The organism is Cupriavidus sp. CER-90, from assembly GCF_057652055.1.
In genome coordinates this window covers 1,231,059-1,245,913 of sequence record NZ_JBYGYM010000002.1, presented here as the reverse complement: position 1 = coordinate 1,245,913, position 14,855 = coordinate 1,231,059, and the positions used below count along the sequence as shown (strand labels likewise).

Genomic DNA, 14,855 nt, shown 5'->3' with positions numbered 1-14,855 from the left:
GAACCGTCAGCCGTGCCGTTGCAGTCGTCGCTGCCTTTCGATGGATCGGATATTGCCGACGCGCCGGCCGCCCTGGCGGGCCGGCTGGCGCTGCCCGTGCCCGACGGCCATCGCGACGAACTGCGGCTGCCCGACGGCACGCTGCGCGAGCCGTGGGCGCGCTTCTTCGGCATCCTGGACGACCTGCGCCCCGCCGCGCTGAACGCCCATGCGGCGGCCGTGTCGCGCCGCATCCGCGACAACGGCGTGACCTACAACGTCTACGCCGACCAGGGCGGCGCGCGGGCCTGGCAGCTGGAGGTCTTTCCGTTCCTGGTGTCCGAAGCCGACTGGGCGGTGATCGAGGCCGGCGTCACGCAACGGGCGACGCTGGCCAACGCCATCCTGGCCGATATCTACGGGCCGCAGACACTGCTCACGCGCGGGCTGCTGCCGCCGGGGCTGGTCTACGGGCATCCCGGCTACCTGCGCCCGCTCAAGGGCTACCAGCCGCCGGGCGGCAGCTTCCTGCAGACCGTGGCGGTGGACCTCGTGCATACCGACAACGGCTGGACGGTCATCGCCCATCGTACCGAGACGCCTTCGGGCATGGGCTATGCGCTGGAAAACCGGCTGATCGTGTCGGGCCAGTATGCCGAGGCGTTTCGCGAACTGCGCGTGCGGCGCCTGCCGCCGACCTTCGCCCAGCTGATCTCGACCCTGGCCCACGCGGCACCGGCGGGTCTGGCCGAAGAGGGCGTCAGCGCGGGCATGGGCGCCGGTATGGGCGCCGGCATGGGCGCCGGTATGGGCACGGGGCGGCAGATCGTGCTGCTGTCGCCGGGGCCGTTCAACGAGACCTATTTCGAGCACACGTTCCTGGCGCGCTACCTGGGCATCACGCTGGTCGAAGGCAAGGACCTGACCGTGCGCAACGACGTGGTCTACCTGAAGACCTTCGGCGGGCTGGAACGCGTGGACGTGATCCTGCGCCGCCTTGACGATGTGTTCTGCGATCCGCTGGAGCTGCGCAGCGATTCGATGCTGGGCGTGCCCGGCCTGCTCGAAGCGATGCGCGCGGGCAACGTGGCGGTGTCGAACGTGCCGGGATCGGGCTTTCTGGAGTCGCCCGCGATCCACGGCTTCCTGCCCGGCATCGCGCAGGCGCTGCTGGACGAGCCGCTGGCGCTGCCATCGGTCATGAGCTGGTGGTGCGGCGAGGCCGCCGCGCAGGAAGAGGCGCTGCGCCTGCTCGACGAAGCGTTCGTGATGCCCACCTATCCGCGCACGCCGGCCGATACGCTGCTGGGCATGGAAAAGGGTCTGCAGCCGCTCGATGCATGGCGTGCCCGCATCGCCGAAACGCCAGATCGATTTACGCTCCAGGCGCCGCTTCCGCTCTCGCACACGCCTTGCTGGGAGCCCGACGGCAAGGGCGGCGGACGGATCGGCTCGCGCGCGGCCATGCTGCGCGTGTTCGCGGTTGCCGATGGCAATGGCGGCTGGCAGGTCATGCCGGGCGGCTTCACGCGGCTCGCACCGCCCCATCTGGAAGCGGTGTCGATGCAGCTTGGCGGCACCAGTGCCGACACCTGGGTGCTGTCGAACCAGCCGGCGCAGGGCTTGATGCCGGCGCCGGCCGGCCATGCGCGCAGCGGGCCGGCATCGGCGCCGCCATCGCCACCGCGTACTGCGCTGCCGTCGCTGGGCCCGGCGGCGGTGCCCCGGCCGCTGGCGGTATCGAGCCGCGCGGCCGAGAACCTGTACTGGGCCGGCCGCTATGCCGAGCGCGCGGAAAACGTGGTGCGCGTGTGCCGACAGATACTGGGTTCGATCGAATCGAACGACGAGACCGACGACGGCACGCTGAACATGCTGGGCCTGCTGGCGCAGTGGTTCGGGCTGGTGGCCCCGAACACGCCGTCGCCGCAGGCGTCGCTGCGCGTGTTCGAACGCAGCCTGGTCTCCACGCTGGCCGATCCGCATGCCGCGACGGGCCTGATGCCGACGCTGGCCAGCCACGCGCGTGCCGCCAACGAGATCCGCAACCGGTTGTCGAACGATCACTGGCGCACCATCCTGGCCGCGCGCAACGACTTCCAGGACGCGATGGCCGATGCGGCCTGCCCGGCCGGCACGGCAGCCCACGGCGACGGGGCCTACGACCGCTCGAAGGTGCTGGCCGCGCTGGAGCATCTGGCGATGCAGCTGGGCGCGATCAGCGGCGCGCAGGGCGACCGCATGACGCGCGACGAAGCGTGGCGGCTGGTCTTTATCGGCCGTCATATCGAACGGCTCGGCACGCTGGCGCTGTTCCTGGAACTGGCCGAAGGCAGCGGCGCGCTGGCGTCGCGCAGCGGCTTCGACATGCTGCTGCACCTGTTCGACAGCACGCTGACGTACCGCTCGCTGTTCCCGGGGCGGAGCGACGTGGCCGCGCTGGTGGATCTGCTGGTGCTGGAGCCGACCAATCCGCGCGGCCTCTACGGCGTGCTGGACCGCCTGCGCGACAAGCTCGCGCAATTGCCGACCGGCGCCACCGGGCAGACGCGCGTGCCACTGGCCGAACTGCTGCCGCCGGCAACCGCGCTGCCGTCGCGCTCGCTGCTGTGCGAGCGCGACAAGGACCGCTATCCCAAGCTGGCGGCGCTGTGCGATCAGCTTGGCGCGCGCATGGCCAGGCTGTCCGACGAAATCGGCGGCCGCTACTTCAGCCATGCCGGCGTGGCACCGGAGACGGACCTGCCATGAGCAGCCTGCCGGCCAATCCCCACGCTGAAGCCGGGCCGCCCGGGCCGGCCGGCGCCCCGCCGGTCACGCCATCGGCCACGCCATCGGACTTGCCCACCACGCTGGACGTGCACCACGTCACCACCTACCAGTACGCCTGGCCCGTGGAACATGCGCAGCAGCGTGCCGTGGTGACGCCGCCGTCGTACCCGTGGCAGGCCGTGGGGGCGCACCGGACCGATGTGGAACCGGCGCCGACGCACCAGCACATGCGAACCGACGCGTTCGGCAACAACGTGCTGCACTTCATGCTCGACGTCCCGCACGAGACGATGCGCCTGACCACCCGCAGCACGGTCACGCTGATGCCGCGCTGGGCCGGGTTCGATGCGGCGCAAGGCACGCCTTGGGAAGCGGCGGCGCAGCAACTGCGCTACCGTGCCGGCCAGCCGTTCCATCCCGAGACCGAGTTCGTCTATGCATCGCCGAACGTGGCGCTGCACGCCGACCTGCGCGACTACGCGCTGCAGAGCTTCACGCCGGGCGTGACGGTGGCCGCTGGCGCCATCGACCTGATGCATCGCATCCACGCCGACTTCGCCTACCACGGCGAGACCACCGAAGTGCATACGCCCGCGCTGGAGGCCTTTGCGCTGCGCAGCGGCGTGTGCCAGGACTTTGCGCAGGTGATGATCGGCTGCCTGCGCTCGATCGGCCTGGCCGCGCGCTATGTCAGCGGCTATCTCTGCACCGATCCACCGCCGGGCGAGCCGCGCCTGCTCGGCGCCGATGCCTCGCACGCGTGGGCCGGCGTCTGGTGCCCCGCCAACGGCTGGATCGACCTCGATCCCACCAACGACGTGCTGGCCGACACCCGCCACGTGACGCTGGCCATCGCACGCGACTACAGCGACGTGCCGCTGCTGCACGGCGTGATCGTGGGCGGCGGCGAACATACGGTGGAGGTGGAGGTCAGCGTGGTGCCGGTGGCGGGGGCCGTCCGGCCCGTGGCCTGACCGGTCCACTGCGACCGCGCCAGGTCGGTGTCGGTCGGCAGCGCCCGAATCCGCATGACCGGCGCCGCCCGCTGAGCGGACCAAAAAAAACGGCCACGTGGTTTTCCACGTGGCCGTTTCTTTAGAAAAGGAGACGGATCTGATCGGCGATCAGCCCAGCTTCTTCTTCAGCAGTTCATTGACCTGGGCCGGGTTGGCCTTGCCTTTGGTGGCCTTCATTGCCTGGCCCACCAGCGCATTGAACGCCTTTTCCTTGCCGGCGCGGAATTCCTCCACCGACTTGGCGTTGGCGGCCAGCACGTCGTCGATGATCTTTTCCAGTTCACCGGTGTCGGACATCTGCTTCAGGCCCTTGGCCGCGATGATCGCGTCGGCGTCGCCGTCCGATTCGCCGGCCCACATCGCCGGAAACACATCCTTCTTGGCCGTGTTGTTCGATACCGTGCCATCGGCAATGCGCGATAGCAGTTTCGCCAGTTGAGCCGGGCTCACCGGCGCGGCGTCGATCGTGATGCCGTCGCGGTTCAGTTGCGATGCGATCTCGCCCATCAGCCAGTTGGCGGCAGGCTTGGCGCTGGCGGCACCCACTTCCTTGACCACGGCCTCGAAGTAGCTGGCCAGGGCCTTGGTCGCGGTGATGGTGCTCGCATCGTAGGCGGACAACCCATATTGCGACACAAAGCGTGCCTGCATGGCGGCCGGCAGCTCGGGCAGCGCGCCCTTCACGCGGTCGATCCACGCCGCATCGATTTCCAGCGGCATCAGGTCCGGGTCGGGGAAGTAGCGGTAGTCGTGCGCGTCTTCCTTGGTGCGCATCGCGCGCGTTTCGCCGGTGTCCGGGTCGAACAGCACCGTCGCCTGGACGATCTCGCGGCCATCCTCGATCTCGGCAATCTGCCATTGCACTTCATAGTCGATGGCTTGCTGCAGGAAGCGGAACGAGTTCAGGTTCTTGATCTCGCGCCGCGTGCCGAACTTCTCCTGGCCCACCGGACGCACGGACACGTTGGCGTCGCAACGGAAGCTGCCTTCCTGCATGTTGCCGTCGCAGATGCCCAGCCACACCACCAGCGAATGCAGTGCCTTCGCATAGGCCACGGCTTCGGCCGAGCTGCGCATGTCGGGCTCGGTCACGATTTCCAGCAGCGGCGTGCCGGCACGGTTCAGGTCGATGCCGGTCATGCCCGCGAAGTCCTCGTGCAGCGACTTGCCGGCGTCTTCTTCCAGGTGGGCGCGCGTCAGGTTGATGGTCTTCTCGTAGACCCCCTGCTTGCCTTCCACCTGCACGGTGATCTGGCCGCCCTGCACCACCGGAATCTCGTACTGGCTGATCTGGTAGCCCTTGGGCAGGTCGGGGTAGAAGTAATTCTTGCGCGCGAAGATGCTGCGCGGCGCGATCTTCGCGTCGATCGACAGGCCGAACTGGATGGCGCGCTCGACGGCACCCTTGTTGAGCACGGGCAGCACGCCCGGCAGCGCCAGGTCCACGGGGCAGGCCTGCGTATTGGCCTCGGCACCGAACGCGGTGGAGGCGCCGGAGAAAATCTTGGAGGCCGTGGAGAGCTGTGCGTGCGTCTCCAGGCCGATCACCACTTCCCATTGCATGGCGGTTTTCCTAATCTGAGTGCTTTACTGTGTAGGTTGCTTCGGTTGCCGAATTCCAGGCCCTGCGTTGTCTGTGTCGTCAGGGATCGGGACTCGTCAGCCAGGAATCGAGTTGGGCCAGCGCGGCCACGCGCGCCACGGCGTCGCCGCCGACGGTGACCCCGGAGCCATGGCGCGCGGTGATGTCGCGCCGGACGTGCAGCTCGCTGGTGCCGTCGAAGCCATGGTACGCGCCCGGATAGATTTCCAGGCGGAAACGGGCCTTGGGCTGCCGGCTTTGCACCGCGTTCTGCAGCATCGCGCAGCGCGTGGCGGGCGTCCAGTCGTCGGCGCCGCCGATCATCAGCAGCAATGGCGACCGCAGCCTGAAATCGTGCTGCTGCACGGCGCGCTTGCAGCCCGGGTAGAACGCCACGGCGCGGTCCACGTTCGGCGCATCGGCGGGCCAGGGCCGGCTGGCATCGATGGTGGCCAGCACCGCCTGCGCGCCGTTGGACCAGCCCAGCAGCACGATGCGGCGGGTGTCGATGCCCGGCTGCTTTGCCACCCAGCGCAGCGCGGCGAGGGCGTCGGCACGGCGCGTCTTGTCGTCGATCGATCGTGCGTCGAACGATTCCGTGCAGATGCCCTGGGCCTTGCCGCGCGCGCTGAAACTGTCGGGCATCAGCACGGCGTAGCCGCGCTCGGTCAGCCAGTGCGCGTATTCGCGATAGCGGCCCTGCAGGCCGGCCGCCGGATCGATCACTTCCTCGATTGTCCCGGCGCGCCTGGCCGCCACCTTCATGTCCACCAGGCCGCCGCAGCCGTGCAGCGCCACCACCACGGGCAGCAGCTGGCTGCGGGCCACGGAGCCCTCGCGCGGCATGAACCAGTAGGCGGTCAGCGCGGGCGACCCCGGATCGGCGGGCAGCCGCACCCGCGCGGTGGCAGGCTCGGTCGCGGGGGCCGGCGCGGCCACCACCGCGGCGCTGGCCGGGCCGACCGGGGCGGTCAGGGGCGACGGCGGCGACAGCGGGGCCATCGACACCGCCGGCTGGGCCGGTGCGGCCGGCATCAGCGCCGCCACCACCGCCACGCCAGCCAGCGTCCCGCGCAGCCAGCGGCCCACCGTGGTCGGAACCAGCGGCGAGGCCTTCGGCGGCAAGGTGGGCGGGAACAGGCGTGGCATGGTCGATCGACGAATTCAGCCCGGGGTCAGCGCGTGCGCGCGCATTCGCCGGTGCCCGGTTCGAACATCACGGGCCACGCCTCTTCATAGATGCCGGGCGTGCAGTGCGACTGGCAGCTGGCGTGCGCCAGCGTGACGCGGCGCGGGTCCTGCCAGACCATCAGCTTGCAGGCGCTGCCGTCGTTGGCGCGCAGCTCGATATGAGGCGTCTTGCGCACCTGGCGGAAATCGGCCAGGTTGAAGCTGCACGAGCCACGCTTGCCCACCCACAGCTTCCACTGCAGCTGCTGCACGGTGTTGTCGGCCACGCGCAGCTGCGCGTCCTCGCGGAAGCCGTCGTCCTCGGTGCGCTGGCAGTTGCCAGCCAGGTCGATGTCGCGCGCCGCGATGGGCGTGGAGCGGCCAGCGAACGGAATCTGGCAACCGGCCAGCGTCACGGCCACCGCCAGGGCGGCGGCCAGTCTCAGCGGGATGCGGGGCAGGGCGTGCATGCGCATGATGGCTCGGGGCAGTGGGCGGTTTGGCGGATGCGCGATCAGGCCGGACGGCGCAGGTGCCAGTCGGTGGCCTGCTGGAACGCGTGGGCCGCCTGCAGCAGGCGCGCTTCGTCGAAGTAGTTGCCGATGATCTGCAGGCCCACGGGCATGTTGCCGTCGCCAAAGCCGGCCGGCACGCTCATGCCGGGCAGGCCGGCCAGGCTGGTGGACAGCGTGAAGATATCGGCCAGGTACATCTGCACCGGGTCGGCGGTCTTCTCGCCCAGCTTCCAGGCCACGCTGGGCGCCACCGGGCCCATGATCACGTCGCACTCGGCAAACGCGCGCTGGAAATCGTCGGCGATGATGCGGCGGATCTTCTGCGCCTGCAGGTAGTACGCATCGTAATAACCGTGCGACAGCACGTACGTGCCCACCATGATGCGGCGCTTCACCTCGGGGCCGAAGCCTTCGGCGCGGCTCTTCTTGTACATGTCGAGCAGGTCGCGGTATTCGGCGGCGCGGTGGCCGTAGCGCACGCCGTCGAAGCGCGACAGGTTCGACGAAGCCTCGGCCGGCGCGATGATGTAGTACACCGGGATCGACAGCTCGGTCTTGGGCAGCGACACGTCCACCAGCGTGGCGCCAAGCTGTTCATACTCGGCCAGCGCGGCGCGCACGGTCTTTTCCACATCGGCGGACAGGCCCTTGCCGAAATACTCGCGCGGCAGGCCGATACGCAGGCCGGCCAGCGGCTTGTCGGCGGTGGCGCCGGCGCGCGGCTGGCCCAGCAGGCGCGTGAAGTCCTCGTCCACGCCGCCCAGTTCCGGGGTCAGGCTGGTGGAATCCTTCGGGTCGAAGCCGGCCATGCCGTTGAGCAGCATCGCGCAGTCCTCGGCCGTATGGGCCATCGGGCCGCCCTGGTCCAGCGACGACGCGAACGCGATCATGCCGTAGCGCGACACGCGGCCATACGTCGGCTTGATGCCGGTGATGCCGGAGAACGATGCCGGCTGGCGGATCGAGCCGCCGGTGTCGGTACCGGTGGCGGCCGGCGCCAGGCCCGCGGCCACGGCAGCGGCCGAGCCGCCCGACGAGCCGCCCGGCACGCGGTTGGTGTCCCACGGGTTGCGCACGGCGCCCTGGTACGCGTTCTCGTTGGACGAACCCATCGCGAATTCGTCCATGTTGGTCTTGCCCAGCGTGACCATGCCGGCCGCGCCCAGGCGTTCCACCACGGTGGCGTCGAACGGGCTTTCGTAGTTGGCCAGCATCTTCGAGCCGGCGGTGGACTTCCAGCCGCGCGTCACGAAGACGTCCTTGTGGGCGATGGGCACGCCGGTCAGCGGCGTGGCCTGGCCGTTGGCGCGGCGCTCGTCGGCGGCGCGGGCCTGGGCCAGCGTCAGGTCGGGGTTGACGTCGACAAAGGCATTGAGGTGCCTGGCGGCGTCGATGCGGGCCAGGTAGTCGCGGGCGAGTTCCTCGGCGGACACGGAACGGGCGGCCAGCGCATCGGCAATCTGGCGCAGCGAGGTCTGGTGATCAGCGGAAAAGGTCATATCGGGTCGGATGGCGTCTGGATGGGCGACAAGGCAGGGCAGCGCGCTGCCGTCACTCGATGACCTTGGGCACCAGGTACAGGCCGTTCTCGGTGGCCGGGGCGGGGCGCTGGTAGTCCGCGCGGCGGTCGGATTCGGTCACGGCGTCGTCGCGCAGGCGCTGGGCGATGTCGCGCACGGCCGACAGCGGATGGGCCAGCGGCTCGATGCCGGTGGTGTCCACCGCCTGCATCTGCTCGACCAGGGAGAAAAAGTTGTTCAGCTGCACAAGCGTATGCTCGGCCTCGGCATCGCTGGTTTCGATGCGGGCCAGGTGCGCGATGCGCTTGACGTCGGAAAGTTCGAGAGCCATGGCGTGGTGCGGCGCTTCTCGCCGGATTCAGTCCTGCGGACTGGAGATGTTGCGGCCGGGCGGGGGAGCGGACGCCGGTTCGGAACCGGCGTCCACCCAACCGTCGTCGGGTGGCCGTCGGGGTGCCTGGAAGGGCGCCATGGGCCCGGCGTCTGGCGGGGTGGCCAAGGCGTGCCGGACGGGTGCGCCCGGGGGGCACCCCAGGATCGTCGAAGTTACAAGTTTTTCAGGGTCCAAACGCCCCGAAACAGCGTGAATTATAAGGTATCATTACGCGCTGCTGTCTTCCCGCAACGCGCGCGCCACTTGGGTTGCGGCAAAGCGGGCGGGTGGTGATGCCGTCGGCACAGTCGCAGCATCCAGGACCGGGTTCCGGGCGCGCATCGCCGGGGTGCCAGGGGGCTGGATCGGGCGGCATACCGTGGCCGGCGTCGCAACCATGCAACAGTAATGTGCCAGCATCAGGGCAACGCCGCGGATTAGCGGCCCGTTTTCATCGTATTTTCAGTCGTAGGAAACTGGTTCCTCCGATTAGGCTACTGCCACACGTCAGGCGTGTTCCTGCCCTGTCCCGCGCATCTGTCCGCGAACTTTCGCGCAGAGTCTAATCAAAGGTTCCCGTAGGTCCGGCGTGCAGGCATGCGCCGGCGAAGCGGATTCCCGCTGGCGCACCGGGGCTTGTCCGCGCCAGGGGTACCGGGGCGCGCCGGCTTGTGCCGGCGGCAGCCGCACGCACCGGGGGAGCCGTGAACCATCACCCTTGCAAACGTATTCGTGGCCGGGCCGCTACAGGCACCGGCCGCTTCGCATACCCGCGAACCAACAGAAGACAGGATTCCTGATGTTCGGATTTCTCCGCAGCTATTTCTCCAACGACCTGGCCATCGACCTGGGCACCGCCAACACCCTGATCTACATGCGCGACAAGGGCATCGTCCTGGACGAGCCGTCGGTCGTGGCCATCCGTCAGGAAGGCGGTCCCAACGCCAAGAAAACGATTACGGCGGTGGGCAAGGAAGCCAAGCAGATGCTGGGCAAGGTGCCCGGCAACATCGAGGCCATCCGCCCGATGAAGGACGGCGTGATCGCCGACTTCACCGTGACCGAGCAGATGCTCAAGCAGTTCATCAAGATGGTGCATGACACCAAGCTGCTGCGTCCGAGCCCGCGCATCATCATCTGCGTGCCGTGCGGTTCCACCCAGGTGGAACGCCGCGCCATCCGCGAATCGGCGCTGGGCGCCGGCGCCAGCCAGGTGTACCTGATCGAGGAGCCGATGTCGGCCGCGATCGGCGCCGGGCTGCCGGTGTCGGAGCCGTCGGGCTCGATGGTCGTCGACATCGGCGGCGGCACCACCGAGGTGGGCATCATCTCGCTGGGCGGCATGGTCTACAAGGGTTCGGTGCGCGTGGGCGGCGACAAGTTCGACGAAGCGATCGTCAACTACATCCGCCGCAACTACGGCATGCTGATCGGCGAGCAGACCGCCGAAGCGATCAAGAAGGAAATCGGCTCGGCCTTCCCGGGCTCCGAAGTCCGCGAAATGGAAGTGAAGGGCCGCAACCTGTCCGAGGGTATCCCGCGCGCCTTCACCGTGTCGTCCAACGAAATCCTCGAAGCCCTGACCGATCCGCTGAACCAGATCGTGTCCGCCGTGAAGATCGCGCTGGAACAGACCCCGCCCGAACTGGGCGCCGACATTGCCGAACGCGGCATGATGCTGACCGGCGGCGGCGCACTGCTGCGCGACCTGGACCGCCTGCTGGCCGAGGAAACCGGCCTGCCGGTGCTGGTGGCCGAAGATCCGCTGACCTGCGTGGTGCGCGGCTCGGGCATGGCGCTGGAGCGCATGGACAAGCTCGGCAGCATCTTCTCCTACGAGTAATACGAGGCAGGGACCGTGGTGACCTGCGTCGCCCCGTCCCCGCGACCTTTGATGTCTTCCCCCGCCAGCCCGGACCGCCATGCCCACCAAGGGGCGGGCGGACGCGCTGGCGGAATGGTTTCGCCTGCGCACCGGTAAATGGATTACTCTCCACCGCCGCTCTTCAAGCAAGGCACATCCGCCGTTGCACGCCTGGTCATCTTCGTGGCGATCGCGCTGGCGCTGCTGATTGTCGATGCGCGCTTTGACGCCATGCGCGTCGCGCGCCAGGTGGCCGCCACCGTCCTCATGCCCGTGGAACGCCTGGTGCTGGTGCCGCGCGACGCGCTGCGCGGCGTCCTTGACTACGCCCAGTCGTCGGTCACGCTGACCAATGAAAACCGCGAACTGCGCCGCAGCTCGGTGGAGCAGGCCAATGCGTCCGTGCGCCAGGCCCAGCTCGAAGCCGAGAACAACCAGCTGCGCAAGCTGCTGAACCTGCAGCAGCAGTCGGCCACGCCGGTCACGGCGGCCGAGATTCTCTACGACGCCCGCGACCCGTACAGCCAGCGCATCGTCATCGACCATGGCAGCGCGCACGGCCTGCGCGCCGGCTACCCGGTGATCGACGAACGCGGCGTGATCGGCCAGGTCACGCGCGTGTCGCCGTTCCAGTCCGAAGTGACGCTGCTGACCGACAAGGACCAGGCGATTCCCGTCCAGGTGGTGCGCAACGGCCTGCGCAGCGTGGCATTCGGCGGCTCGCGTGCCGGGCTGCTGGACCTGCGCTTCATGGCCGCGTCGGCCGACCTGCAGCAGGGCGACCTGCTCGTGACGTCCGGGCTGGACGGCACCTATCCGCCGGGCCTGCCGGTGGCGAAGATCGTCCAGATCGAGCGCAAGGCCGACACCGCGTTCTCGCGGGTGTACTGCGAACCGGTGGCCGGCGTGCGCTCGCATCGCCAGTTGCTGGTGGTGCGCTACGAGTCCGGCCTGGGCCCCCGCCCGCAGGAAGAAGCTGCCCCGACCAAGGCCGAGAAGGGCGCCCGATCGGCCGCGGCCCGCGCCGGTGCCGAGCAGAAGGCGGCGGACAAGGCGGCCGACAAGCCCGCCGACAAGGCCACCGACAAGCAGAAATCCCCGGAGCGTTCCCAGTGACGACATCCCAATACCTGCTGCGACCGGTCAATCCCGCGTTTATCACGCTGACCTTCGTGCTGGCCTTCCTGTGGAACCTGATGCCCTGGGGCACCACGCTGTGGATTCCCGACATGGTGGCCCTGGTGCTGGTGTTCTGGAACATCCACCAGCCGCGCAAGGTTGGCATGGGCGTGGCGTTTCTGCTAGGCCTGCTGATGGACGTGCACGATGCGCGGCTGCTGGGCGAGCACGCGCTGGCCTATACGCTGCTGGCGTACTTCGCGATCACGATCCACCGCCGCGTGCTGTGGTTTTCGGTCTACACGCAGGCGCTGCATGTGATGCCGCTGCTGTTCATCACCCATGCCGTGCCGGTGGTGATCCGCCTGGCGATGGGCGCGCCGCTGCCGGGCTGGCAACTTCTGGTGGCGCCGCTGATCGAAGCCGTGCTCTGGCCGATGGCCACCGCATTGCTGCTGGCGCCCCAGCGCCGCTCGGCCGACATCGACGAAACGCGTCCGATCTAGCCCTTCATCCCTCCCTGACACCGCCACGCCGCCCGCAGTACCGCCATGACCGAAATCCGCAACGTCGAACTGGAAATCGGCCGCTTCCGCATCCGCGTGGCGGCGGCAGCCCTGTTCACGGTCATCTGCTTTGGCCTGCTGCTCTCCCGCTTCCTGTGGCTGCAGTGGTACAAGCACGACCAGTACTCGGCCAAGGCCGAGGACAACCGCATCTCCGTGGCGCCGATCGAGCCGAACCGCGGCATCATCATGGACCGCAACGGGGTGATCCTGGCACGCAACTATTCCGCGTACACGCTGGAAGTGACGCCGTCCAAGCTGACCGATACGCTCGACAACACGATCGACGAACTGGCCAGGCTGGTGGATATCCAGCCACGCGACCGCCGCCGTTTCAAACGCCTGCTGGAAGAATCGCGCAGCTTTGAAAGCCTGCCGATCCGCAGCCAGCTGACCGACGAGGAAGTGGCCAGGTTCTCGGCGCAGCGTTTCCGCTTTCCCGGGGTGGACGTGCGTGCGCGCCTGTTCCGCCAGTACCCGCTGGGCGAGTCGGCCAGCCACGTGGTGGGCTACCTGGGCCGCATCTCGCAGCGCGACCAGGAGCGGATCGAGGCGATGGACGAGGCCAACGACGCCGACCCCGCCAAGTACGATCCGCGCAAGGATATCGACAACTACAAGGGCACCAATTACATCGGCAAGATCGGCCTGGAGCAGAGCTACGAGACCGAACTGCACGGACTGACCGGCTTCGAGGAAGTGGAAGTCAGCGCCGGTGGCCGCCCGATTCGTACTTTGTCCACGTCGCCGGCCACGCCGGGCAACAACCTGATCCTTTCGCTGGACATCCGGTTGCAGCAATTGGCGGAACAGCTATTCGGCGACCGCCGCGGTGCGCTGGTGGCGATCGAGCCGGAAACCGGCGACATCCTGGCCTTCGTCTCGAAGCCGACCTTCGATCCGAACCTGTTCGTCGAGGGGATCGATTCCAAGACCTGGGACGAGCTCAACGGATCGCCGGACAAGCCGCTGCTGAACCGGCCCCTGCGCGGCACCTATCCGCCGGGCTCGACGTACAAGCCGTTCATGGCGCTGGCGGCACTGACCACGGGCAAGCGCACGGCGGCCTGGGGCATGCACGATCCGGGCTTCTTCACGCTGGGCAACCACACATTCCGCGACGACAAGCCGGGCGGTCACGGCTGGGTGGACATGCAGGCGTCGATCGTGCAGTCGTGCGATACCTATTACTACGCACTGGCGCGCGACATGGGCGTCAATGCCATCCACGATTTCATGAAGCCGCTGGGCTTCGGCCAGATCACGGGCATCGACATCGAGGGCGAAAGCCGCGGCATCCTGCCGTCCACCGAGTGGAAGCGCAAGGCCTACCGCAAGCCCGAGCAGCAGAAGTGGTATGACGGCGAGACCATCTCGCTGGGCATCGGCCAGGGCTACAACAGCTTCACGATCCTGCAGCTGGCCAATGCGGTGTCGATCCTGGTCAACAACGGCGTGGCGATGAAGCCTCACCTGGTGAAGGCCGTCGAGGATTCGGTCAACCGCAAGCGCACGCTGACCGTGCCCAAGGAAAGCTACCGGCTGCCGTTCAAGCAGGCCGATATCGACGTGATCAAGCGCGCCATGGTGGCGGTGACCCACAACGGCACCGCGGCCCGGGTGTTTGCCGGCGCGGCGTACGAGTCGGCGGGCAAGACCGGCACGGCCCAGACCTATACGCTGGGCAAGAACGAGAAGTACAACCACCACGCGATCGACGAACGCAAGCGTGACCACTCGCTGTACACGGCGTTCGCGCCGGCCGACCATCCGAAGATCGCGCTGGCGCTGATCGTCGAGAACGCCGGCTTCGGTGCCGCCGTGGCCGCGCCGATCGCCCGCAAGGTGATGGACTACTACCTGCTGCGCAAGTGGCCCGAGGAATTGCAGGCCACCGCGCCCCCGCCCGAAGAGGCGCTGCGCGCCGGCAACCGGCCGCCGGTGGATACGCCGAGCGTGTTCACCACGGGCGACACCGCCAACGCGGCAACCGCCACCGTGATGCAGACCGCACCGGCTGCCGTTGCGGCAGCCTCGGGCGCCGAGGCCGCCGCCAGCGCGCCGGGGGCCAGCGCCGTGGCCGGGGCATCCGTGCCGGTGCCTGCGGCCCGGGCGACTGGCGCATCCGAGTCGATCGCCACGCAGCTCGATCCGGCCGCCATCGCGCCGGCATCGGCAGTGGTCACGCTCGACGACCGCATGCTGCAGGCGCTGGGCCACAGCAAGCCGCCGGCATCGGCGCCCAAGGCACCGCCGCCGCATGTCACACCGGCATCGGCACCGGCCCCGGCACCGCGCACCAGGCCGGCCAGGACCGCCAACCTTGCCCAGGCCGACGCAGCCGGCAAGAAACCCGTTTCAGAGTAAAAGGAGACGCGC

At 68.5% G+C, this 14,855-nt stretch carries 11 protein-coding genes; 6 read left to right on the top strand and 5 right to left on the bottom strand.

All coding sequences use genetic code 11. From position 1 onward, the window contains the following. The first annotated feature begins 12 nt into the window (after positions 1-12). Both AC24R4_RS16310 and AC24R4_RS16305 read left to right on the top strand, forming a co-directional pair. On the top strand, positions 13-2,730 hold the full coding sequence (locus tag AC24R4_RS16310; RefSeq protein ID WP_400394251.1) for a circularly permuted type 2 ATP-grasp protein: 2,718 nt from the start codon (positions 13-15) through the stop codon (positions 2,728-2,730). Further along, the gene (locus tag AC24R4_RS16305; RefSeq protein ID WP_400394249.1) at positions 2,727-3,725 is read left to right on the top strand and encodes a transglutaminase family protein; all 999 of its coding nucleotides are present in this window, start codon (positions 2,727-2,729) and stop codon (positions 3,723-3,725) included. The genes AC24R4_RS16310 and AC24R4_RS16305 overlap by 4 nt, the downstream gene beginning before the upstream one ends. Before the next feature lie 150 nt (positions 3,726-3,875). Here the strand turns inward: AC24R4_RS16305 and gatB are convergent, their stop codons facing one another. From gatB to gatC, 5 genes are all read right to left on the bottom strand, one after another. After that, on the bottom strand, positions 3,876-5,345 hold the full coding sequence (gatB, locus tag AC24R4_RS16300; RefSeq protein WP_400394255.1) for an Asp-tRNA(Asn)/Glu-tRNA(Gln) amidotransferase subunit GatB: 1,470 nt from the start codon (positions 5,343-5,345) through the stop codon (positions 3,876-3,878). A 64-nt stretch (positions 5,346-5,409) separates the two neighbouring features. Then, positions 5,410-6,498 carry a dienelactone hydrolase family protein gene (locus AC24R4_RS16295; protein ID WP_487523348.1) on the bottom strand — a complete coding sequence of 363 codons (1,089 nt, stop codon included), beginning with the start codon at positions 6,496-6,498 and terminating at the stop codon, positions 5,410-5,412. A 26-nt stretch (positions 6,499-6,524) separates the two neighbouring features. Further along, positions 6,525-6,995, bottom strand: a complete 471-nt coding sequence (locus AC24R4_RS16290; RefSeq protein WP_400392657.1) for a hypothetical protein — start codon at positions 6,993-6,995, stop codon at positions 6,525-6,527. Positions 6,996-7,033: 38 nt separating this feature from the next. Continuing rightward, positions 7,034-8,533 (bottom strand): Asp-tRNA(Asn)/Glu-tRNA(Gln) amidotransferase subunit GatA, encoded by a 1,500-nt coding sequence (gene gatA / locus AC24R4_RS16285; protein ID WP_400392655.1) that lies wholly within the window; start codon positions 8,531-8,533, stop codon positions 7,034-7,036. Positions 8,534-8,585: 52 nt separating this feature from the next. Further along, the gene (gene gatC, locus AC24R4_RS16280) at positions 8,586-8,885 is read right to left on the bottom strand and encodes an Asp-tRNA(Asn)/Glu-tRNA(Gln) amidotransferase subunit GatC (protein ID WP_092600403.1); all 300 of its coding nucleotides are present in this window, start codon (positions 8,883-8,885) and stop codon (positions 8,586-8,588) included. Positions 8,886-9,726: 841 nt separating this feature from the next. Here gatC and AC24R4_RS16275 point away from each other — a divergent pair. The 4 genes from AC24R4_RS16275 (at position 9,727) to mrdA (ending at position 14,843) form a co-directional block, all read left to right on the top strand. Continuing rightward, on the top strand, positions 9,727-10,770 hold the full coding sequence (locus tag AC24R4_RS16275; RefSeq protein WP_019450345.1) for a rod shape-determining protein: 1,044 nt from the start codon (positions 9,727-9,729) through the stop codon (positions 10,768-10,770). Between the two features lie 138 nt (positions 10,771-10,908). Next, positions 10,909-11,907 carry a rod shape-determining protein MreC gene (gene mreC / locus AC24R4_RS16270; RefSeq protein ID WP_400392652.1) on the top strand — a complete coding sequence of 333 codons (999 nt, stop codon included), beginning with the start codon at positions 10,909-10,911 and terminating at the stop codon, positions 11,905-11,907. Further along, the gene (gene mreD / locus AC24R4_RS16265) at positions 11,904-12,416 is read left to right on the top strand and encodes a rod shape-determining protein MreD (protein ID WP_249640870.1); all 513 of its coding nucleotides are present in this window, start codon (positions 11,904-11,906) and stop codon (positions 12,414-12,416) included. The genes mreC and mreD overlap by 4 nt, the downstream gene beginning before the upstream one ends. A 45-nt stretch (positions 12,417-12,461) precedes the next feature. Then, the gene (gene mrdA, locus AC24R4_RS16260) at positions 12,462-14,843 is read left to right on the top strand and encodes a penicillin-binding protein 2 (protein WP_400392650.1); all 2,382 of its coding nucleotides are present in this window, start codon (positions 12,462-12,464) and stop codon (positions 14,841-14,843) included. The last annotated feature ends 12 nt before the right edge of the window (positions 14,844-14,855 follow it).